Source organism: Pseudomonas sp. BN505, assembly GCF_029873175.1.
Taxonomy (GTDB): Bacteria; Pseudomonadota; Gammaproteobacteria; order Pseudomonadales; family Pseudomonadaceae; genus Aquipseudomonas; species Aquipseudomonas putida.
The window spans coordinates 243,180-263,189 of record NZ_SSOI01000032.1; the positions used below are offsets into that span (position 1 = coordinate 243,180).

Here is a 20,010-nt window from a genome sequence, read left to right on the forward strand (position 1 = left end):
GCCTTGTGTCGCCCTTTAGATCAAGCGCCGCGCGGGCGGCGCTCGATCTCACAGGCGATACAAATCTAACGGCGAACCTGCCGAGCCTTCTTCAGCTTGAAGGCCACCCACAGCACGGCAATCCATGCCGGGATCAGCATCACCGAGATGCGAATCGGCGGGGTCAGGTACATCACCACCAGAATCAGCACAATGAACGCCAGGCACAGGTAGTTGGTCAGCGGGTGCCCCAGGCTCTTGTAGAACGGGGTAATCCCGGCCGCCAGCTTGGCTTTGCGGAACTTCAGGTGGGTAATGCTGATGCTCGCCCAGTTGATCACCAGCGCCGACACAGCCAGGGCCATCAGCAAGCCAAAGGCCTCACCCGGCATCAGGTAGTTGATCACCACGCACAGCCCGGTAGCGAAGGCCGACACGCCCAGCGCAGTCAGCGGCACACCACTGCGGCTGACTTTCAGCAACTGGCGCGGTGCATCGCCCTGGCTGGCCAGACCAAACAGCATGCGGCTGTTGGCGTATACGCAGCTGTTGTAGACCGACAGCGCGGCCGTCAGCACCACGATATTGAGAATGGTCGCCACCAGGTCGCTGTCCAGTTCGTGGAAGATCATCACGAACGGGCTACCGCCCTGCACCACCTTCTGCCACGGGTACAGTGACAGCAGCACCGCCAGGGCACCGATGTAGAAGATCAGGATGCGATACACCACCTGGTTGGTGGCCTTGGGGATGCTTTCGCGCGGGTTGTCGGCCTCGGCAGCGGTGATACCCACCAGCTCCAGGCCACCGAACGAGAACATGATCACTGCCAGCGCCATCACCAGGCCGCTGACACCGTTAGGGAAGAAGCCGCCGTATTGCCACAAGTTGGCCACGCTGGCATCCGGGCCGCCATGGCCACTGCTCAGCAACCAGGCGCCGAAGCCGATCATGCTGACGATGGCCACTACCTTGATCAGGGCGAACCAGAATTCCATTTCGCCGTAGACTTTCACCTGGGTCAGGTTGATCAGGTTGATCACCACGAAGAAGATCGCCGCCGTGGCCCAAGTGGGGAAATCCGGCCACCAGTACTGCACGTAGATACCCACAGCCGTCAGCTCGGCCATGCCTACCAGCACATACACCACCCAATAGTTCCAGCCCGACACGAAGCCTGCAAACTCGCTCCAGTACTGGTGGGCAAAGTGGCTGAAGCTACCGGCTACCGGCTCTTCCACCACCATTTCGCCCAGCTGGCGCATGATCAGGAAGGCCATCAGGCCCGCGATGGCATACCCCAGCAACACGGAGGGGCCGGCCAGCTGAATGGTCTGGGCGATGCCCAGGAACAAGCCGGTACCGATGGCCCCGCCCAGCGCGATCAGCTGGATATGGCGATTTTTCAGCCCGCGCTGTAGCTCGGGCGTGCTCTGGTCTTGCATGAAGTGTCCTTTAGCTCAGTGAGGCTGTGTTTTTTGTGTTGTTTGCAGTCAAGGATCTAGATCCATCCGCCCCACTGCAAGATGAAAATGCCGATATTGGTGGTGATTGCCGCCATTAGCGTAGTAATGACGATGATCGACGCAGCCAGCTCATGGTTGCCATTGGCTGCTCGCGCCATGACGTAACTGGCTGCTGCGGTAGGGCTGCCGATGTACAGGAACAGGATGCCCAGTTCGGCCCCGCGAAAACCACACAGCCAGGCGCCGAGGGTGCCGGCCAGCGGTAGCCAGACCATCTTCACCAGGCTGGCGTCGATGGCCAGCTTGCCGCTGTCGCGCAATGCCGTCAGCGACAGGGTGCCGCCAATACACATCAAGGCCAACGGCAGGGTCATCTGCGCCAGGTAATCCCCCGAAGTCAGCAGCCAGTTGGGTAGCGGCACCTGGCCGTAAGCCATGGGTGTCGCGACCAGCACACTGATGATCAGCGGGTTGCTGAAGATGCTCTTGCAGATGCTCCACGGGTCGGACTTCAGGTCCGGGCTGTACACCGCGAGTACTACGGCCGACAGCGAGTTGTACATGAGGATCACCAGGCCGGCGAGCACCGCCCCCAGCGAAATACCGTAGTCGCCGTACAGGCTGGCAGCCAGGGCCAGGCCAATCACGCCGTTGTTGCCGCGGAACGCGCCCTGGGTATAGATGCCCCGATCGGCCAGCGGGCTGCGCCAGATGGCCATGCCCCAGGCGACGGCGAAGCCAACCAGGGTGGCGGCGATGAAGTAGAGGATGACGCCGGGTTTTACCGCTGCAGCCAGGTCGGCGTGGTAGATACCGAGGAACAGCAGCGCCGGCATGCAGACGTTGAACACCAACTGCGAGGCGACACGGTTGAAATTGTCGTCTATCAGGTGGATGCGCTTGAGCAGCACGCCCATGAACAGCATGGCGAAGACAGGTGCCGTGATGTTCAGCGTCTGGATGAGAAGGGCGAGCATGCGCAAGCGATCCTGGAGAGGGTTGCCGTTAGGTGGCTAATGATACGCCAACGGCCGCTAGTTGCGGGGATCAGGTGCGATAAAGAGACGTTTCCGACAGTGCTGGCCCTATCGCCAGCAAGCCAGCTCCCACAGGTATTGCATATACACCGGAACCTGCGGGGTGCCTGTGGGAGCTGGCTTGCCGGCGATGAGGCCGGTACAGGCGAAAGGGATCAGCGCCGGACCGGGCGCTTCTGCAGCTTGCGCTGCAAGGTCCGCCGGTGCATGCCCAGCGCCCGTGCGGTGGCCGAAATGTTGCCCTCGTGCTCGTTCAGCACGCGCTGGATGTGTTCCCACTGCAGGCGGTCGACCGACATGGGATTTTCCGGCACCAGGGTATCCAGGTCGGTGTGTTCCGACAGCAGCGCTGCCAGCACATCATCGGCGTCGGCCGGCTTGCACAGGTAGTTGCAGGCGCCGCGCTTGACCGCTTCCACCGCAGTGGCAATGCTCGAGTAGCCGGTCAGGATCACCACGCGCATTTCCGGGTCCAGCTCCAGCAGCTTGGGCAGCAGCACGAGGCCGGAATCACCGTCCATCTTCAGGTCCAGCGTGGCATAGTCCGGCAAGTCCTGCTGCGCCAGGATCAAGCCTTCTTCGGCAGAACTGGCGGTGCTCACGCGGAAACCGCGACGGCTCATTGCCCGAGCCATGACCCGGGTGAAGGTGGCATCGTCATCCACCAACAGCAGGTGCGGCAGCTCTTCGCTTTCGACCTGGTTTTCTTCGCTCATCATTCATCTCCTCGCTTGCCATAGGGCAGGCGCAATTCGGTCAGGGTGCCACCCTGTTCATGACTATAGAGTTTTACCGAACCGCCCGCACGGGTCACGCTGGCCTTGCTCAAGAACAGGCCCAGGCCGAAGCCTTTGCCTTTGGTGGTAATGAAGGGTTTGCCGATGGCTTCGGCAATGGCCGGCGGCACGCCAGGGCCATGGTCGCGGATGCTGATGACGATGTCCTGGGCATCCCAGTCCAGGTGCACCTCCAGGTCATCGGGGCAGGCATCGGCGGCATTGTTCAACAGGTTCAGCAACGCCTGGGTCAGGTCTGGCGGCGGTGTCAGCCGCGGCACCTTGCCATCGCGCAGGCGCTGGAAGCGGTAGCTGGCTTCGGGGCGCATCAGGTGCCAACGGTTCAGCGCCTCGTCCAGCCACGCGGTCACATCCTGCTCCACGATCGCCAGGCGGCGGTTGGCTTCGGCAGCGCGCACCAGCTGTTGCAAGGTCTCTTTGCACAGCTTTACCTGGTCCTGGAGGATCTGCAGGTCTTCCTGCAGCAGCGGGTCGGTATGGTCCTGGCGCATTTCGTTGATCAACACGCTCATGGTCGCCAGCGGCGTGCCCAGCTCATGGGCAGCACCGGCGGCCTGGGTAGCCACGGCCAGCAATTGCTCGTCACGCAGGCTTTCTTCACGCCGTTCGGAGCGCAGCTGCTCCTGGCGGCGCAGCTCTTCGGCCATGCGCGCGGCAAAGAAGGTAATCACCGCCGCAGCCAGGGCAATGCTCAGCCACATGCCGTAGACCTGCATCTTGTCCCGCGCCATGGGCAGGCCTTCAAGCGGGTAGAACTGCACCAGCAGCAGGCTGTAGGCGGTCAGGGCGATACCCGAAAGAATCAGCGAATACAGCCACGGCAAGGTCACCGCGGCAATCGCCAGCGGTACCAGGTAATACGACACGAACGGGTTGGTCGAGCCGCCGGAATAGTACAGCAAGGCACTGTGGATCAGCAGGTCGCAGGCCAGCTGCAGGGCGTACTCCATTTCGGTGACTGGCAGCGACAGGCGCAGGCGCAGCGCCGTAAAGGCACATAGCAGCGAGGACAACGCCAAGGTGCCAGCCAGCGACAGCCAGGGCAACGGCAGCAGTTCGGTCCAGTAGGCGACGCCCACGGAGCCGGCCTGGGCAGCCAGGACCAGGACCCGAATGACGGTCAGGCGCCACAGGTTCTGGCGGGTAGCGGACAGCGGTTGTACGGCAGCGAGCATGAGCTCTCCTGATGAGTGCTCCAGAAAATCGGCTGGAGTATACCGAAGCCGGGCGCCTCACTGCAGCGATGCGGCAAAGCGCCACACTTTGTCACAGGTTGATGATGGCACTTTTGAACCCACTACACTGTCGCCGGTCTGATGGGCCATGCGTGGAATGGATGACCAGACCCCACGCCTTTTATTGCCAAGGAGTACCACATGCAAATCCCACGTCGCGGCGCCGCCCTGATCCTGTCTTGCGGCTTGCTCGCCAGCCTGCCGGCGTTGGCTGCCGATGAGCCACGTTACAACCAGGTATCGCTGCGTGCCGAAGTGAGCAAGGAAGTGCCGCGCGACCTGATGGTCGTGACCCTGTACAGCGAAGCGCAGAACACCGACCCGGGCAAGCTCGCCAAGCAGATCACCGAAACCATGAACAGGGCCGTGCAGCAGTCGCGCCAGGTCAAGGACGTGAAGATCAGCCAGGGCAGCCGCAACAGTTACCCGGTGTATGACAGCAAGGGCCAGAAGATTACCGGCTGGCGCGAGCGCGCCGAGCTGCGCCTGGAAAGCGAAAACTTCCCGGCCTTGTCCCAGCTTACCGCCGACCTGCTGCAAGAGCTGAAAATGGGCGGCATGGACTTCTCCATCGCCCCGGCCACGCGCAAGGCAAGCGAGGATGCACTGCTCAAGGACGCGGTCGATGCCTTCAAGGCACGCGCGCAACTGGCCACCGAAGCGCTGGGCGGCAAGGGCTATAAAGTGGTCAGCCTGAACCTCAACAGCAGCGGTTACCCACGCCCGTACCTGCGCAGTGCGCCGATGGCAATGAAAGCCATGGGGGCTGATGAAGCCGCGCCAGCGCCGGACATCGAGGCGGGTACCAGCGAAGTGAGCATGAATGCCGATGGCCTGATCGAAGTGCAGATGCCCTGACAGCCACAAGCTTCAAGCGGCAAGTTTCAAGTCGGCTGTGAACCCGGTCTGCTTTGTCTTGCTGCTTGAAGCTTGCCGCTTGAATCTGCTTTTCAGACGTTTCCTACGCACCACCAAGCCGTCTCCTACGACTACCCCGTCTCGAAACATCTCGCAAAATGCCAGCATTTTGCCTGCGCAAACGTTCAACTTCGTCAAAAGTTATACCGATGCGACATCCATGTACGGTCGTACCACTTTTCCGGCGCCAACTATCCTTCTACCTGTTGCATTGGGAACACCCCCTGCATAAGTATCCTCAGGTCGGCTCACGAGGCCACCTCATCCAAAAAATGACAACAATGAGGCCACCATGCTCAAACACGCAGTCATTCCGTTCCTGCTTGGCGCAGGCTTACTCACCGGTGCACCGTCGGCCCTGGCCGCGTCCAACCTGGTGTTCTGCTCCGAAGGCAGCCCGGCCGGTTTCGACCCGGGGCAGTACACCACCGGGACCGACTTCGACGCCTCGGCAGAGACCGTGTTCAACCGCCTGACCCAGTTTGAACGGGGCGGCACTGCGGTCATCCCGGGCCTGGCGACCAAATGGGAAGTGTCCGACGACGGCAAGACCTACACCTTCCACCTGCGCGAAGGGGTCAAGTTCCATACCACCGACTACTTCAAGCCCAGCCGCCCCTTCAACGCCGACGACGTGCTGTTCACCTTCAACCGCATGCTCGACAAGGACAACCCGTTCCGTAAGGCCTACCCCACCGAGTTCCCGTACTTCACCGACATGGGCATGGACAAGAACATCGCCAAGGTGGAGAAACTCGACGAGCAGACGGTGAAGTTCACCCTCAACGAAGTCGACGCAGCGTTCATCCAGAACCTGGCCATGAGCTTTGCTTCCATCCAGTCGGCCGAATACGCCGACCAGTTGCTCAAGAATGGCAAGGCTGCCGACATCAACCAGAAACCGATCGGCACCGGCCCGTTCGTGTTCAGCAAGTACCAGAAGGACGCGCAGATCCGTTTCAAGGGCAACAAGGACTACTGGAAGCCCGATGACGTGAAGATCGATAACCTGATCTTCGCCATCACCACCGATGCCTCGGTGCGCATGCAGAAACTGAAGAAGAACGAGTGCCAGGTCACCCTGTTCCCGCGCCCGGCCGACATCGAGCCGCTAAAGGCCGACAAGAATCTGCAAATGCCGCAGCAAGCCGGGTTCAACCTCGGCTACATCGCCTACAACGTGATGGACAAGATCAAGGGCAGCAACGAGCCCAACCCCATGGCCCAGCTGAAAGTGCGCCAGGCGCTGGACATGGCCGTGGACAAGAAGAAGATCATCGAGTCGGTCTACCAGGGGGCCGGCCAGTTGGCAGTCAATGGCATGCCGCCAACGCAATGGTCCTATGACGACAGTATCAAGGACGCCGCCTTCGACCCCGAAAAGGCCAAACAACTGCTGAACGAAGCCGGCATCAAGGAAGGCACCGAGATCACCCTGTGGGCCATGCCCGTACAACGGCCGTACAACCCCAACGCCAAGCTGATGGCCGAAATGCTGCAATCCGACTGGGCCAAGATCGGCATCAAGGCGAAGATCGTCAGCTATGAATGGGGCGAGTACATCAAACGCTCCAAGGGTGGCGAACAGGGCGCCATGCTGATTGGCTGGAGCGGCGACAACGGTGACCCGGACAACTGGCTGGGCACCCTTTACGGCTGCGATGCCGTCGACGGCAACAACTTCTCCAAGTGGTGCTTCAAGCCCTACGACGACCTGATCAAGCAGGCCAAGGCCACCTCCGACCAGGCCAGGCGCACCGAGCTGTACCAAAAGGCGCAGCACATCCTCAAGGAGCAGGTGCCGATCACCCCGATCGCCCACTCCACCGTGTACCAGCCCATGAGCGCCAAAGTGAAGGACTTCAAGATCAGCCCGTTTGCGCTGAACTCCTTCTATGGCGTCAGCGTGGACAAATAGGCTGACTGAGGCACCCGCTGAATCGCGGGTGCCCTTCCCCCCCACCTCTTCATGTCGTCCTGCGGCCATACGCTGCGGGGTCGGCGAACTGTTGCCGCAATTCGTACCCGAGGGCGGCGCAAACAGATGAAAAAGGATTTGCCATGCGCCACGTTACCCGCCTTTCCGCGCTGCTGGCCCTGGGCCTGGTCAGCCAATCCCCGGTCCTGCTGGCCAACAACCTGGTGTTCTGCTCTGAAGGTAGCCCTGCCGGTTTCGACACCGCACAGTACACCAGCGCCACCGACAACGACGCCGCCGAACCGATCTACAACCGCCTGGTCGAGTTCGAGCGCGGCGGTACTGCCGTGCACCCTGCCCTGGCGACCCGCTGGGAAGTCTCCGACGATGGCTTGCGCTACATCTTCCACCTGCGTGAAGGGGTGAAGTTCCACAGCAACAAGGCCTTCAAACCTGGCCGTGACTTCAATGCCGACGACGTGCTGTTCACCTTCAACCGCATGCTCGACAAGGACCACCCGTTCCGCCGGGCCTACCCTACCGAGTTCCCCTACTTCATCAGCATGGGCCTGGACAAGAACATCGCCCGGGTCGAGAAAACCAGCCCGCTGACTGTGGTGTTCACTTTGAACACGGTCGATGCCGCGTTCATCCAGAACCTGGCCATGAGCTTCGCCTCGATTCTCTCCGCCGAGTACGCCGACACCTTGCTGGCCACTGGGCGTGCCAGCGACATCAACCAGCAGCCGATCGGCACAGGCGCCTTCGTGTTCCAGCGCTACCAGAAGGACTCGCAGATCCGCTACAAGGGCAACAAGGATTACTGGGCGCCGGAGCAGGTGAAACTCGACAACCTGGTGTTCTCGATCAACGTCGACCCTTCGGTGCGCATCCAGAAGCTGCGCCGCAACGAGTGCCAGGTCACCCTGCACCCACGCCCGGCCGACCTGCCGGCACTCAAGGCCGACAGCAAACTGCAGGTCCTGCAGCAACCGGGCTTCAACCTCGGCTACATCGCCTATAACACCCAGCACCCACCGTTCAACCGCCTGGAAGTGCGCCAGGCGATGGACATGGCGGTGAACAAGAAAGCCATCATCCAGGCGGTGTATCAGGATTCCGGCCAACTGGCCGTCAACGCCATGCCACCCACCCAGTGGTCCTATGACGAAAGCCTCAAGGACGCACCCTACGACCCGGAAAAGGCCAGGCAGCTGCTGCAGCAGGCGGGCGTCAAACCGGGCACCGAAGTCACCCTGTGGGCCATGCCGGTGCAACGCCCGTACAACCCCAACGCCAAGCTGATGGCCGAAATGCTCCAGGCCGACTGGAACAAGCTTGGTTTCAAGGTGCGCATCGTCAGTTACGAATGGGGCGAGTACCTCAAGCGCATGAAAAGCGGCGAACACGACATCGCCCTGATTGGCTGGACGGGCGACAACGGCGACCCGGACAACTGGCTCGGCACCCTCTACAGCTGCGATGCCATCGGCAGCAACAACTACTCGCTGTGGTGCGACCCGCAGTACGACAGCCTGGTCAAGCAGGCCAAGCAGGTCACCGACCAGGCGCAGCGCAGCGCCCTGTACCAGCAGGCCCAGCAGCGGCTCAAGCAGCAGGTGCCGATTACCCCGGTGGCGCACTCCACCGTGAACCAGCCGCTCAGCGTCAAGGTTTCCGGGTTCAAGGTCAGCCCGTTTGGGCGCAATGATTTCTCCGGCGTGCGTGTTGACTGACTTTTAGCCTTCAAGGGCCTCTTCGCGGGTAAACCCGCTCCCACAAGTCCCCCCATCAGCCAGGGCCTGCACAGGTCCCTGTGGGAGCGGGTTTACCCGCGAAAAGGCCGGTACAGGTAGCCCAACGCCCCCGATTTAGCCCGGCGACCCCGGGCAACCCTGGCAACACCGCAACAACCATCCGGCCCACAAGGCCGGCAATGACTAGAAAAAAATGGGAGCTTCAACCTTGAGAGTATTCACCCTGACCGCACTGGCCTTATCCATCAGTGCCTTTTCCACCGTGGCCCAGGCCGATCCGCAAAGCCAGGCCTTCATCCCGCTCACCCTCAAAGCCAGCAGCGAGCAGGCGCAAGCCAGCGGCTTCATCGACGGCCAGAGCCTGTCCGGCACCACCCGCAACTGGTACGCCCGTGAACGCGCCGCACGCGCGCCGCTGTGGCGCTACTACAAGAGCGACGGCACCCGCCACCCCACCCACAGCCGGGAAAACTGGCTGCAAGGCACCATCCTCAACTACAGCTCCGGTTTCACCCAAGGCACCGTGGGCATCGCCGTCGAGGCCGCAGCCTACAATGCCATTGCCCTGCAACAGAACCGCCAGGCCGTCGCCGGCCCCAACAACCGCACCCTTACCCACAGCGATGGCGATCCCATCGGCCAGTGGAGCAAGCTGGGCCTGGGCAATATCAAGGCGCGTGTGTCCAACACCACCCTTACCCTCGGTCGCCAGTCGGTAGACACGCCGATGATCGCCTACATCGGCAACCGCGCCTTGCCATCGAGCTTCCAGGGCGCGTTCCTGCACAGCGCCGAGTTTGACAACCTGAGCTTCGATCTGGGCACCTTCGACCGCGTTTCGCCACGTACCGAACAGAGCCTGAGCAAGTTCCGCAGCGAATACAGCGCCACGGGCGTGGAAACCGACCGCGCCAGCACCACCGGCATCAACTACCAGCCGTTCAGGAGCCTGAGCACCAGCCTGTACGCCACCCAGGTCGACGACTTCTGGAACCAGTACTACTTCGGCGCCAACCACGTGCTCGGCGACAGCGCAGTGCTCAGCCTGAGCACCGGCCTGAACTACTACAAGACCGTGGATGCCGGCAGCCAGAAAATGGGCAAGATCGACAACGACACCTACAGCCTGTCGCTCGACCTGACCCACCAGGCCCACACCCTCGGTGCCTCCTGGCAGCAGGTGAACGGCAACGAGTACTTCGACTACCTGCACGAAACCAACGGCATCTACCTGGCCAACTCGCTGCTGTCGGACTTCAACGGCCCCAACGAAAAATCGCTGAAGATCTCCTACGTACTGAACATGGCGCCCTACGGCGTGCCCGGCCTGAAGTTCAACCTGTACAACGCCCGCGGCTGGGGCATCGACGGCACCCACTACCGCGGCACCGCCTACGACGTGAATGGCCTGAACGGCGAAACCCACTACGAGTGGGGCATCGGCACCAGCTACGCGGTGCAGAGCGGGCCGCTGAAAGACACCAGCGTCCGCGCCACCTACACCACCCACCGCGCCAGCAAGGCCCAGGGTGACGGCAGCCTGGACGAGTTCCGCGTGGTCACCACCATTCCATTCAACATTCTTTGACCGCTGGCGCCACGGCCCCTTCGTGACGGGCCGTGGCGGCTACGCTGGAATCAATGCAAAAGCAGGGAGTCTTCAACCCATGCAGAGAGCTTTCATCAAATCGATACCGCTACGCCTGGCCCTGGCCGCGCTGGTGCTCGGCGGCGCCACGCAGGTGGCGGCCAAGCCGCTGGTGGTGTGCACCGAAGCCAGCCCGGAAGGGTTCGACGTGGTCCAATACACCACTGGAGTCACCTTCGATGCCTCATCCGAAACCCTGTTCAACCGCCTGGTCGACTTCAAGCCCGGCACTACCGATATCCAGCCGGCTCTGGCCGAGCGTTGGGAGATTTCAGCCGACGGCCTGACCTACACGTTTCACCTGCGCCAGGGGGTGAAGTTCCACAGCACCGAGTACTTCACCCCTACCCGTGAATTCAACGCCGACGATGTGCTGTGGAGCCTGCGCCGCCAGCTCGACCCCGCTCATCCATGGCACGACAAGACCAGCGTCGGCTACCCGTACTTCGAAAGCATGGCCTTCAAGCAACTGCTCAAGTCGGTGGACAAAACCGACGACCACACGGTGGTAATCACCCTCAACCGCCCGGAAGCGCCGTTCCTGCGGGACATGGCGATGGGGTTCACCTCGATCTACTCCGCCGAGTACGGCGACCAGTTGCTCAAAGCCGACAAGACCGCCGAACTGAACAGCAAGCCGATCGGTACCGGCCCATTCATCTTCCAGCGCTACAACAAGGACGCTCAGGTCCGCTTCAAACCCAACCCGGACTACTTCCGCGGCAAGCCACCCGCCGACTCCTTGATATTCGCCATCACTACCGATAGCAACGTGCGCCTGCAAAAGCTGCGCGCCAACGAGTGCCAGGTGGCGCTGTACCCCAAGCCGGATGACGTGCCGTCGATAATGGCCGAGCCCAGTCTCAAGGTTGCCCAAACCGAAGCGTTGGTCACCGGCTACATCGCCATGAACACCCAGCACAAATACCTCAACGATGTGCGCGTGCGTAAAGCCATCAACATGGCCTTCGACCGCCAGGCCCATGTCGACCAACTGTTTGGCAAAGGCAACGCACTGGTGGGTGTAAACCCTTACCCACCGACCATGATCGGGTACAACCCCCGCAACCAGAACCCGCCGCGCGACCTCGACAAAGCGCGTGCCCTGCTCAAGCAGGCCGGTGTACCCGAAGGTACGGTGATCACCCTGTTCACCCGTAACGGCGGCGGCATGACCAACCCTAACCCGCGTCTGTCCGCCGAGATGCTGCAAGCCGACCTCAAGCAGATCGGCCTAAAGCTGGATATACGCGTGATGGAGTGGGCCGAGATGCTGCGCCGCGCCAAGAATGGCGAAGCCGACCTGGTGTCTACCGGTTGGGCCGGCGACAACGCCGACCCGGATAACTTCCTGACCCCACTGCTGAGCTGCGAGGCGGCCAGGAACGGCGAGAACTATGCCCGCTGGTGCAACCCTAAGTTCCAGGAGCTGATCACCCGCGCCCGCGAGGTGATCGACAACGAGGAGCGTGCAAGGCTCTATAGCGAGGCATTGAAGGTGTACGATGACGACCAACCCTGGATCAGCATGGCCCACCCCAAGGTGTTCACGGCCATGCGTGACAACGTGGAGGGCTACGTGATCAGCCCTCTGACCAACAATAACTTCGCCACCACCAAGGTGAAGTAGAACAACAACGACCGCCGGCAACCCATACGGGAACCGGCGGCACTGCCGTAGCGGGCTGATCGCCCCACGGCCTGATGAGGTAACCCCGACAATGTTGAGTTTTATTGCCCGGCGCCTTGGCCTGTTGATACCGACCTTTTTCGGCATCACCTTGCTCACCTTCGCGCTCATACGCCTGATCCCCGGGGACCCGGTGGAAGTGATGATGGGCGAGCGCAGGGTCGACCCCGAAATGCACGCCCAGGCCATGGAACGCCTGGGCCTTAACAAGCCGCTGCCGGTCCAGTACCTGGACTATGTCGGCAAGCTCGCCCAGGGTGACCTCGGGGAATCGCTGCGCACCCGCGAAAGCGTGTGGACCGAATTCCTCACGCTGTTCCCGGCCACCCTCGAACTGGCCTTCGCCGCCCTGCTGTTCGCCGGCATCGTCGGCCTGCTGGCCGGGGTGATCGCCGCGCTCAAGCGCGGCTCACTGTTCGACCACGGGGTCATGGGCATATCCCTGGCCGGCTACTCGATGCCGATCTTCTGGTGGGGCCTGATCCTGATCATGTTCTTCTCGGTAAGCCTGGGCTGGACCCCGGTGTCCGGGCGTATCGACCTGCTTTACGACATCGAGCCGAAGACCGGCTTCATGCTCATCGATACCCTGCTCAGCGACGAAGAAGGCGCGTTCAAGGACGCGGTGATGCACCTGATACTGCCAGCCATCGTGCTCGGCACCATCCCGCTGGCGGTAATCGCCCGCATGACCCGTTCGTCGATGCTTGAAGTGTTGCGCGAAGACTACATCCGCACCGCTCGCGCCAAGGGCCTTTCGCCCGCCCGGGTGGTGTTCGTGCATGGCCTGCGCAACGCCCTGATTCCGGTGCTCACGGTGTTCGGCCTGCAGGTCGGCACACTACTGGCCGGTGCGGTGCTGACCGAAACCATCTTTTCCTGGCCGGGCATCGGCAAGTGGCTGATCGAAGCCATCGGTGCCCGTGACTACCCCGTGGTCCAGAACGGCATCCTGTTGATTGCCTGCCTGGTGATCCTGGTCAACTTCGTAGTGGACATCCTCTACGGCCTGGCCAACCCACGCATCCGTCATCAGCGCTGAGGCCTTTGCCATGACTAGCCCGATTGCAAAATCCGTGTCGCCGGCCAGCCCGGTGGACCAGAGCCTGCTCTACCCCTCACCGTACAAAGAATTCTGGCAAGCCTTTGCGCGCAACAAAGGCGCAGTGATGGGCCTGGCCTTCATGTGCCTGGTGGTGTTCTGCGCACTGTTCGCGCCATGGGTTGCCCCCCATGACCCGAGCGAGCAGTACCGCGACTTCCTGCTGACCCCGCCGGTATGGCTCGAAGGCGGCACCTGGCAGTTCATCCTCGGCACCGACGAACTGGGCCGCGACCTGCTTTCGCGCTTGATCCAGGGGGCGCGGCTGTCGCTGCTGATCGGCCTGTCGTCGGTGGTGATGTCGCTGATCCCGGGCATCCTGCTGGGCCTGCTGGCCGGCTTCTTCCCGCAAATCCTCGGCCCGTCGATCATGCGCCTGATGGACGTGATGCTGGCCCTGCCCTCCCTGCTGCTGGCCGTGGCCATCGTCGCCATCCTCGGCCCAGGCCTGATCAATACGGTGATCGCCATCGCCATCGTCTCCCTGCCCTCCTACGTGCGCCTTACCCGGGCTGCGGTGATGGTCGAGCTGAACCGCGACTACGTCACCGCCGCACGCCTGGCCGGCGCCGGGCTGCCACGGCTGATGTTCGTCACCGTGCTGCCCAACTGCATGGCGCCGCTGATCGTGCAGGCCACCCTCAGCTTCTCCTCGGCGATCCTCGACGCTGCCGCCCTGGGCTTCCTCGGCCTGGGCGTGCAACCGCCGACCCCGGAGTGGGGCACCATGCTGGCTTCGGCCCGTGACTACATCGAGCGTGCCTGGTGGGTGGTGAGCCTGCCCGGGCTGACCATTCTGCTCAGTGTGCTGGCAATCAACCTGATGGGCGACGGCCTGCGCGATGCGCTGGACCCGAAACTCAAGAACGCCGCCTGAGGAGAACGCCATGTCACTGTTGCAGATCAAAAACCTGAATGTGCGCTTCGGCGACGCCAATGCGGTACCCGTGGTCGATGGCCTGGACCTGTCGGTGGACGCCGGAGAAATCCTGGCCATCGTCGGCGAATCCGGCTCGGGCAAATCCGTGACCATGATGGCCTTGATGGGCCTGATCGACGCCCCAGGGCGCATCACCGCCGACACCCTCAGCTTCGACGGCACCGACATGCTCAAGCTCAGCGGCCGCCAGCGGCGCAAGGTGGTGGGCAAGGACATCGCCATGGTCTTCCAGGACCCGATGACCGCGCTCAACCCCAGCTATACCGTGGGCTACCAGATCGAAGAAGTGCTGCGCCAGCACCTGGGCCTGAAGGGCAAAGCCGCGCGCCAGCGTGCCCTTGAGCTGTTGAAAAAGGTCGAGATCCCGGCAGCCGAAAGCCGCCTGGACGCCTACCCGCACCAGTTGTCTGGCGGCATGAGCCAGCGCGTGGCGATTGCCATGGCCATTGCCGGCGAGCCCAAGCTGCTGATCGCAGACGAGCCAACCACCGCGCTGGACGTGACCATCCAGGCGCAGATCATGGAGCTGCTGGTCAACCTGCAGAAGGAGCGCAACATGGCGCTCATCCTGATCACCCACGACCTTGCCGTGGTCGCCGAAACGGCCAGGCGGGTATGCGTGATGTACGCAGGCGAAGCCGTCGAAGTGGGCCAGGTGCCGACGCTGTTCGACGTGCCCGCCCACCCTTACAGCGAAGCCTTGCTGGCGGCGATCCCCGAGCACAGCATCGGCGCCGAGCGGCTGGCCACCCTGCCCGGCATTGTCCCCGGCCGCTACGACCGCCCGGTCGGCTGCCTGTTGTCGCCGCGCTGCCCCTACGTGCAGGACAACTGCCGGCGCCAGCGCCCGCCTCTCGATCCTCAGGCCCACAGCCTGGTGCGTTGCTTCTATCCGCTGAACCAGGAGGTGGCGTGATGGCCGTCGTTCTATCTGCCCGGGACCTCACCCGGCATTACGAAGTCTCCCGCGGGCTGTTCAAAGGCCACGCCCTGGTCCGCGCACTGAATGGCGTGTCGTTCGAACTGGAAGCCGGCAAGACCCTGGCGGTGGTCGGCGAGTCCGGCTGCGGCAAGTCGACCCTGGCCCGTGCCCTGACCCTCATCGAAGAACCGTCGTCCGGTTCGCTGCAAATCGCCGGTACCGAGGTGACAGGCGCCAGCAAGGCGCAGCGCAAGCAACTGCGCCGCGATGTGCAAATGGTGTTCCAGAGCCCTTACGCCTCGCTTAACCCACGGCAGAAGATTGGCGACCAGCTGGCTGAACCGCTGGTGATCAATACCTCACTGAACAAGGCCGAGCGGCGCGAGAAGGTACAAAAAATGATGGAGCAGGTGGGCCTGCGCCCCGAGCATTACCAGCGCTACCCGCACATGTTCTCCGGGGGCCAGCGCCAGCGCATTGCCCTGGCACGGGCGATGATGCTGCAGCCAAAAGTGCTGGTGGCGGACGAGCCAACCTCGGCGCTGGACGTGTCGATCCAGGCACAGGTGCTAAACCTGTTCATGGACTTGCAGAAGGAATTCGACACCGCCTACGTGTTCATCTCGCACAACCTGGCGGTGGTGCGACATGTGGCCGATCACGTGCTGGTGATGTACCTGGGGCGCCCGGTGGAAATGGGGGCCAAGGACGATATCTACGAGAAACCGCTGCATCCCTACACCCAGGCGCTGCTGTCGGCGACGCCAGCCATTCATCCCGACCCGCTGAAGCCGAAGATCCGCATTGTCGGGGAGCTGCCCAACCCGCTGAATCCACCGGATGGGTGCGCGTTTCACAAGCGTTGCCCGTACGCGACTGAGCGGTGTGCCAAGGAGGTGCCGGCGTTACGGCAGGTGAGTAGCCGGCAGGTGGCTTGCCACTATGCCGAGCAGTTCCTGTAGATGACCGGGGGCGCTTTGCGCCCCATTCGCAGCACAAGGCTGCTCCTGCAAGAGATCGCGATAACAGGGGATATCGCAGTCGTCTGCAGGAGCAGCCTCGTGCTGCGAAAGGGCCGCAAAGCGGCCCTCTCGGTCAATGCATGAAAATGGCGATGAGGATGATCACCGGGATCGGTACCCCAAGCATCCAGAGCAGTATCGAGCGCATGTCAGTTCTCCTTGCTTAACGTTGAATGGTGCGATGTGCGACGTCTTCGCCTTCCAGCCACTGCACCTGGTCACGACGGCGACCACCGTAGAGCGCTGCAAGGCTGGCGAAGAAGGCGCCACACAGCAGCGCGACGAAGGTCCACAATGCTGTCCAGGCAGCTACTTTGGCGGCGGTATCAGCAGCTTGCTTGGCCTGCACTTTCAGCTGTTGCACCTGGGCCATCACCTGATCGACACGGGCTTCGGCCTCGGCTTGGGTCAGACGGGTGCGCTGGGCCACCAGCTGCGCCAGGTACGTGCGGTCCTCGGCAGGCAGCGCACCATCGCTGGCAATGCCTTTGGCCAGGATGCGGGCGGCCACGCCGTTTGCTGCATCTTCGCTCACGGGTGCAGGGCCATCGCCACGGAACAGGCTATCGACGAAATAGCCCATCGAATCGTTGTTGTCACCGGACGCCGCCGCACCACCGGCAGCCGCCGATACTGTGGCCGCCTGCGAAGCCGCGCTGGCACCAGCGCCCACCAGGTTGCCCGCAGCGCCCAGCACCAGCATGGCCGTGACCAGGGTAGCTACAGCCCAGGACAGGAAGCCATGCGCGGTATCGCGGAAATACACTTCATCGCCATGCAGGTTGGCCCATTTCACCCGCAACCGACCGGCAATGTAGCCGCCCAGGCCCGAAGCGATGATCTGCGTCAGCAGCAGCCATACGATGGTGGAAATGCCCAGGGCCTTGGCACTGGCCCCCTCGTCTGCCCAGGGGGAAGTGGCTGCGAAGCCCAGCCCTGCACCAAGGACCACCAGGATCAGGGACAAGGCAGCTGCGGTAGCGGCGCCAGCGAAAATTGCAGCCCAGGAAACACCTGAGCGGCTTTGTGAATCGACAGCGGGATAGTCGGCAGGGGTGATCATGATGTTTTCGCCTTAAGTGGTTAGCGACAAGTCCATTCGCGCAGTAACCATTGCAGCGGCTGTGCCATTTGCGACAAAAAATTACACCCTTATAAAACAATGAGTTAGAAATAGCGGCTCGTTCATAATCGTGCAAATTGCGCGACTTGGCCCTGTGCATCAGGTGTTCTGCATTCTTGTAGCAAGCTTTGCGGCGAGGCATCATTCACCCATGACGCTCCCCGATGGCCCCGCCCAGACCCCGATTACCGCCGACACGGTGCTGCGCTACCACCTGTGCTGGAAGCATCGCGACCTCGACGGCGTCATTGCGCTGTACCACCCCGACATCCAGTACCACGACTTCTTCCAGAACCGCGTGCTTGGCTACGTTGAGTTGCGCGACTACGTGCGCGCCTGCCTGCCCCATGAAGCCGGCGAAGATATCGTTCACAGCGACCGCATCCGCGTCGATGGCTGCACCGCGTTCATCCAGTACCAGGTCACCGTCCAGGGTGGTGACGGCTTGGTGGCGTTCCAGTCCAGCGAGGCGATCACCGTCAAGGACGGGCTGATCTGGCGGGTCAACGAATACGCCACGCTGGTTCGCCAGAACGGCAGCGGGCATGGCCGCAGCGGCCCGCGCCCGGCCACCAGCCGCCTGGGCCTGTCGCCGCGGCAGCTGTCGACCATGGCCCAGGACCTGGAGCACTACTTCCAGCGCCAGCGCCCCTACCTGGACCCGGAGCTGGACCTGCAGCAGGTGGCCGACGCCAGCGGCTACAGCCGCAACCAGATTTCCTACCTGCTGAACCAGGTGCTCGGGCAAAGCTTCTACCGTTACGTCAACCAGGCCCGCCTGCAGCACCTGATGGCCAGCCTCGACGACGACAGCGTCGAGGCGACGATCGACGAGCTGGCGTTCAGCGCCGGTTTCAACTCGCTGTCGGCGTTCTACAAGTGCTTCCGCGAGCACACCGGGCTCACGCCCAAGGCCTACCTCAAGCAAATTTCTCTGCGTGCACGCACGTAAGACAGCCACTGGCTGACAGCACTAGGATCGCCCACAGACCTTGACCGATGTGGAGCCGAACCCGATGCAACCCCTGCGCACGCTCAGCCTGTGGATGGACCAGCTCGAAGAGCCATTGTGCGCCCGCCCGGCCCTGCGCGAAGACCTGGCAGTGGATGTGTGCATCATCGGTGCCGGCTACACCGGCCTGTGGACCGCCTACTACCTCAAGCGCCAGGCGCCACAACTGAGCATCGCCGTGATCGACGCCAACATCGCCGGCTTCGGCGCGTCCGGGCGCAATGGCGGCTGGCTGATGGGCAACCTGCTGGGCGAAGACCGCCTGCTCGCCACCCTGTCGCCACAACAGCGCCGCGCCAGCATCGACCTGCTGCACGGCATTCCCGATGAAGTGCAGGGTGTGTTGCAACGCGAAGGCATCGACTGCGACTACCGCAAGGGCGGCGTGCTGTACTGCGCCGCGCGCTACCCGGAGCAAGAACGCAGCCTGCGTGCCTACCTCGATGACTTGTATCGCCAAGGCATGACCGAGGAAGACTACCGCTGGCTACGCCCCGAGCAACTGGAAAACCAGCTGCGGGTCAGTAATGCATTTGGTGCCATCTACAGCCCGCACACCGCGACCATCCAGCCGGCCAAGCTGGTGCGTGGCCTGGCGCGGGCCGTGGAAGCGCTGGGGGTGCCAATCTACGAAAACACCCCGGCCATCGACTGGCAACCCGGCGAGGTGCGCACCCCGCTGACGCGGATTCGCTGTCAGTGGATGGTGCCGGCCGTCGAAGGCTACGCCGCCAGCCTGCCGCCGCTGGGCAAGCACCAGTTACCGGTACAGAGTTTGCTGATAGCCACCGAACCGCTGCCGGAATCGACCTGGGAGCAGATCGGCCTGAGCCAGGGCCAGGCCTTCAGCGAGAGCAGCCGCCAGGTCACCTATGGCCAGCGCACTGCCGACAACCGTCTGGTATTCGGCGCACGCGGTGGTTACCGCTTCGGTGGCCGCCTGCGCGAAAACTTCAACCTCCAAGAGCACGAAATCGAACTGCGCCGCTACCTGTTCAGCGAGCTGTTCCCGCAGCTCAAGCATGTGCGCATCACCCACTCCTGGGGCGGCAACCTGGGCATGGCCCGGCGCTTCCACCCGCACATGCTCTGCGACCGCCAGCGCGGCATAGCCTTGGCCGGTGGTTACGGTGGTGAAGGCGTTGGCGCCACCAACCTGGGCGGGCGCACCCTGGCGGCGCTAATCCTTAACCAGCACAACGAACTGACTGCGCAACCTTGGGTACTGGACAACCGCCCGGTATCGAGTCTGGCCAGCTGGCCGCCAGAGCCCTGCCGCTGGCTGGGCTACAACGCGATCATCCAGAGCTTCGTCCACGAGGACCGGACCCTCGCCAACCCCGCCAGCGCGCCGTGGAGGCGGCGCCTGGCCAGCTCGCTCGCGGACTTCATGGAAGGCTTCATGCACTGACTTCCCTTATCAACTGCACAGGATCCACCGGTC

Annotated in this window: 16 protein-coding genes; 11 read left to right on the forward strand and 5 right to left on the reverse strand. The window is 62.7% G+C overall.

Annotated elements, in window-relative coordinates; genetic code table 11:
- Nucleotides 1-65: 65 nt before the first annotated feature.
- The 4 genes from E8E78_RS10200 to E8E78_RS10215 form a co-directional block, all read right to left on the reverse strand.
- Nucleotides 66-1,424 (reverse strand): amino acid permease, encoded by a 1,359-nt coding sequence (locus tag E8E78_RS10200; RefSeq protein ID WP_016501356.1) that lies wholly within the window; start codon nucleotides 1,422-1,424, stop codon nucleotides 66-68.
- 56 nt (nucleotides 1,425-1,480) lie between these two features.
- Complete coding sequence (locus E8E78_RS10205; protein WP_049274375.1) at nucleotides 1,481-2,422, reverse strand: AEC family transporter; 942 nt, start codon at nucleotides 2,420-2,422, stop codon at nucleotides 1,481-1,483.
- A 215-nt stretch (nucleotides 2,423-2,637) separates the two neighbouring features.
- Nucleotides 2,638-3,198: a response regulator gene (locus E8E78_RS10210; protein WP_003255244.1), complete on the reverse strand. Its 561-nt coding sequence runs from the start codon at nucleotides 3,196-3,198 to the stop codon at nucleotides 2,638-2,640.
- Complete coding sequence (locus E8E78_RS10215; RefSeq protein ID WP_016501358.1) at nucleotides 3,198-4,454, reverse strand: ATP-binding protein; 1,257 nt, start codon at nucleotides 4,452-4,454, stop codon at nucleotides 3,198-3,200. The genes E8E78_RS10210 and E8E78_RS10215 overlap by 1 nt, the downstream gene beginning before the upstream one ends.
- Before the next feature lie 201 nt (nucleotides 4,455-4,655).
- Between E8E78_RS10215 and E8E78_RS10220 the strand changes: the two genes are divergently transcribed.
- The 9 genes from E8E78_RS10220 (at nucleotide 4,656) to E8E78_RS10260 (ending at nucleotide 16,371) form a co-directional block, all read left to right on the forward strand.
- Nucleotides 4,656-5,372, forward strand: a complete 717-nt coding sequence (locus tag E8E78_RS10220) for an SIMPL domain-containing protein (RefSeq protein ID WP_061203526.1) — start codon at nucleotides 4,656-4,658, stop codon at nucleotides 5,370-5,372.
- A 352-nt stretch (nucleotides 5,373-5,724) separates the two neighbouring features.
- Nucleotides 5,725-7,350, forward strand: coding sequence for an ABC transporter substrate-binding protein (locus E8E78_RS10225; RefSeq protein WP_061203525.1), 1,626 nt, complete (start codon nucleotides 5,725-5,727; stop codon nucleotides 7,348-7,350).
- Between the two features lie 143 nt (nucleotides 7,351-7,493).
- Entirely contained in the window at nucleotides 7,494-9,086 is a 1,593-nt protein-coding gene (locus tag E8E78_RS10230) for an ABC transporter substrate-binding protein (protein ID WP_049275224.1), read from the forward strand.
- Nucleotides 9,087-9,315: 229 nt separating this feature from the next.
- Entirely contained in the window at nucleotides 9,316-10,695 is a 1,380-nt protein-coding gene (locus tag E8E78_RS10235; protein ID WP_049275223.1) for an OprD family porin, read from the forward strand.
- A 79-nt stretch (nucleotides 10,696-10,774) separates the two neighbouring features.
- Nucleotides 10,775-12,385: an ABC transporter substrate-binding protein gene (locus E8E78_RS10240; RefSeq protein ID WP_236197793.1), complete on the forward strand. Its 1,611-nt coding sequence runs from the start codon at nucleotides 10,775-10,777 to the stop codon at nucleotides 12,383-12,385.
- A gap of 91 nt (nucleotides 12,386-12,476) precedes the next feature.
- Nucleotides 12,477-13,487 carry an ABC transporter permease subunit gene (locus E8E78_RS10245; protein WP_016485006.1) on the forward strand — a complete coding sequence of 337 codons (1,011 nt, stop codon included), beginning with the start codon at nucleotides 12,477-12,479 and terminating at the stop codon, nucleotides 13,485-13,487.
- 10 nt (nucleotides 13,488-13,497) lie between these two features.
- Entirely contained in the window at nucleotides 13,498-14,424 is a 927-nt protein-coding gene (locus tag E8E78_RS10250; protein ID WP_016501364.1) for an ABC transporter permease subunit, read from the forward strand.
- A 10-nt stretch (nucleotides 14,425-14,434) separates the two neighbouring features.
- Nucleotides 14,435-15,403, forward strand: coding sequence for an ABC transporter ATP-binding protein (locus tag E8E78_RS10255; protein ID WP_016501365.1), 969 nt, complete (start codon nucleotides 14,435-14,437; stop codon nucleotides 15,401-15,403).
- Nucleotides 15,403-16,371, forward strand: coding sequence for a peptide ABC transporter ATP-binding protein (locus E8E78_RS10260; protein WP_016501366.1), 969 nt, complete (start codon nucleotides 15,403-15,405; stop codon nucleotides 16,369-16,371). The genes E8E78_RS10255 and E8E78_RS10260 overlap by 1 nt, the downstream gene beginning before the upstream one ends.
- 223 nt (nucleotides 16,372-16,594) lie before the next feature.
- On the opposite strand, the gene E8E78_RS10265 is transcribed toward E8E78_RS10260, so the two are convergent.
- Nucleotides 16,595-17,494: a hypothetical protein gene (locus tag E8E78_RS10265; protein WP_280312179.1), complete on the reverse strand. Its 900-nt coding sequence runs from the start codon at nucleotides 17,492-17,494 to the stop codon at nucleotides 16,595-16,597.
- Nucleotides 17,495-17,705: 211 nt separating this feature from the next.
- Here E8E78_RS10265 and E8E78_RS10270 point away from each other — a divergent pair, with 211 nt between their 5' ends.
- Nucleotides 17,706-18,506: a nuclear transport factor 2 family protein gene (locus tag E8E78_RS10270; protein WP_016501368.1), complete on the forward strand. Its 801-nt coding sequence runs from the start codon at nucleotides 17,706-17,708 to the stop codon at nucleotides 18,504-18,506.
- A gap of 64 nt (nucleotides 18,507-18,570) precedes the next feature.
- The gene (locus tag E8E78_RS10275; RefSeq protein ID WP_174370901.1) at nucleotides 18,571-19,977 is read left to right on the forward strand and encodes an FAD-binding oxidoreductase; all 1,407 of its coding nucleotides are present in this window, start codon (nucleotides 18,571-18,573) and stop codon (nucleotides 19,975-19,977) included.
- The last annotated feature ends 33 nt before the right edge of the window (nucleotides 19,978-20,010 follow it).

What these genes read in the sequence shown, in the direction of transcription:
- E8E78_RS10230 (WP_049275224.1), top strand. Translation starts at nt 7,494, where the DNA reads ATGCGCCACGTTACCCGCCTTTCCGCGCTGCTGGCCCTGGGCCTGGTC.
- E8E78_RS10275 (WP_174370901.1), top strand. Translation starts at nt 18,571, where the DNA reads ATGCAACCCCTGCGCACGCTCAGCCTGTGGATGGACCAGCTCGAAGAG.
- E8E78_RS10225 (WP_061203525.1), top strand. Translation starts at nt 5,725, where the DNA reads ATGCTCAAACACGCAGTCATTCCGTTCCTGCTTGGCGCAGGCTTACTC.
- E8E78_RS10220 (WP_061203526.1), top strand. Translation starts at nt 4,656, where the DNA reads ATGCAAATCCCACGTCGCGGCGCCGCCCTGATCCTGTCTTGCGGCTTG.
- E8E78_RS10250 (WP_016501364.1), top strand. Translation starts at nt 13,498, where the DNA reads ATGACTAGCCCGATTGCAAAATCCGTGTCGCCGGCCAGCCCGGTGGAC.
- E8E78_RS10245 (WP_016485006.1), top strand. Translation starts at nt 12,477, where the DNA reads ATGTTGAGTTTTATTGCCCGGCGCCTTGGCCTGTTGATACCGACCTTT.
- E8E78_RS10200 (WP_016501356.1), bottom strand. Translation starts at nt 1,424, where the DNA reads ATGCAAGACCAGAGCACGCCCGAGCTACAGCGCGGGCTGAAAAATCGC.
- E8E78_RS10270 (WP_016501368.1), top strand. Translation starts at nt 17,706, where the DNA reads ATGACGCTCCCCGATGGCCCCGCCCAGACCCCGATTACCGCCGACACG.
- E8E78_RS10215 (WP_016501358.1), bottom strand. Translation starts at nt 4,454, where the DNA reads ATGCTCGCTGCCGTACAACCGCTGTCCGCTACCCGCCAGAACCTGTGG.
- E8E78_RS10205 (WP_049274375.1), bottom strand. Translation starts at nt 2,422, where the DNA reads ATGCTCGCCCTTCTCATCCAGACGCTGAACATCACGGCACCTGTCTTC.
- E8E78_RS10255 (WP_016501365.1), top strand. Translation starts at nt 14,435, where the DNA reads ATGTCACTGTTGCAGATCAAAAACCTGAATGTGCGCTTCGGCGACGCC.
- E8E78_RS10240 (WP_236197793.1), top strand. Translation starts at nt 10,775, where the DNA reads ATGCAGAGAGCTTTCATCAAATCGATACCGCTACGCCTGGCCCTGGCC.
- E8E78_RS10210 (WP_003255244.1), bottom strand. Translation starts at nt 3,198, where the DNA reads ATGAGCGAAGAAAACCAGGTCGAAAGCGAAGAGCTGCCGCACCTGCTG.
- E8E78_RS10260 (WP_016501366.1), top strand. Translation starts at nt 15,403, where the DNA reads ATGGCCGTCGTTCTATCTGCCCGGGACCTCACCCGGCATTACGAAGTC.
- E8E78_RS10265 (WP_280312179.1), bottom strand. Translation starts at nt 17,494, where the DNA reads ATGATCACCCCTGCCGACTATCCCGCTGTCGATTCACAAAGCCGCTCA.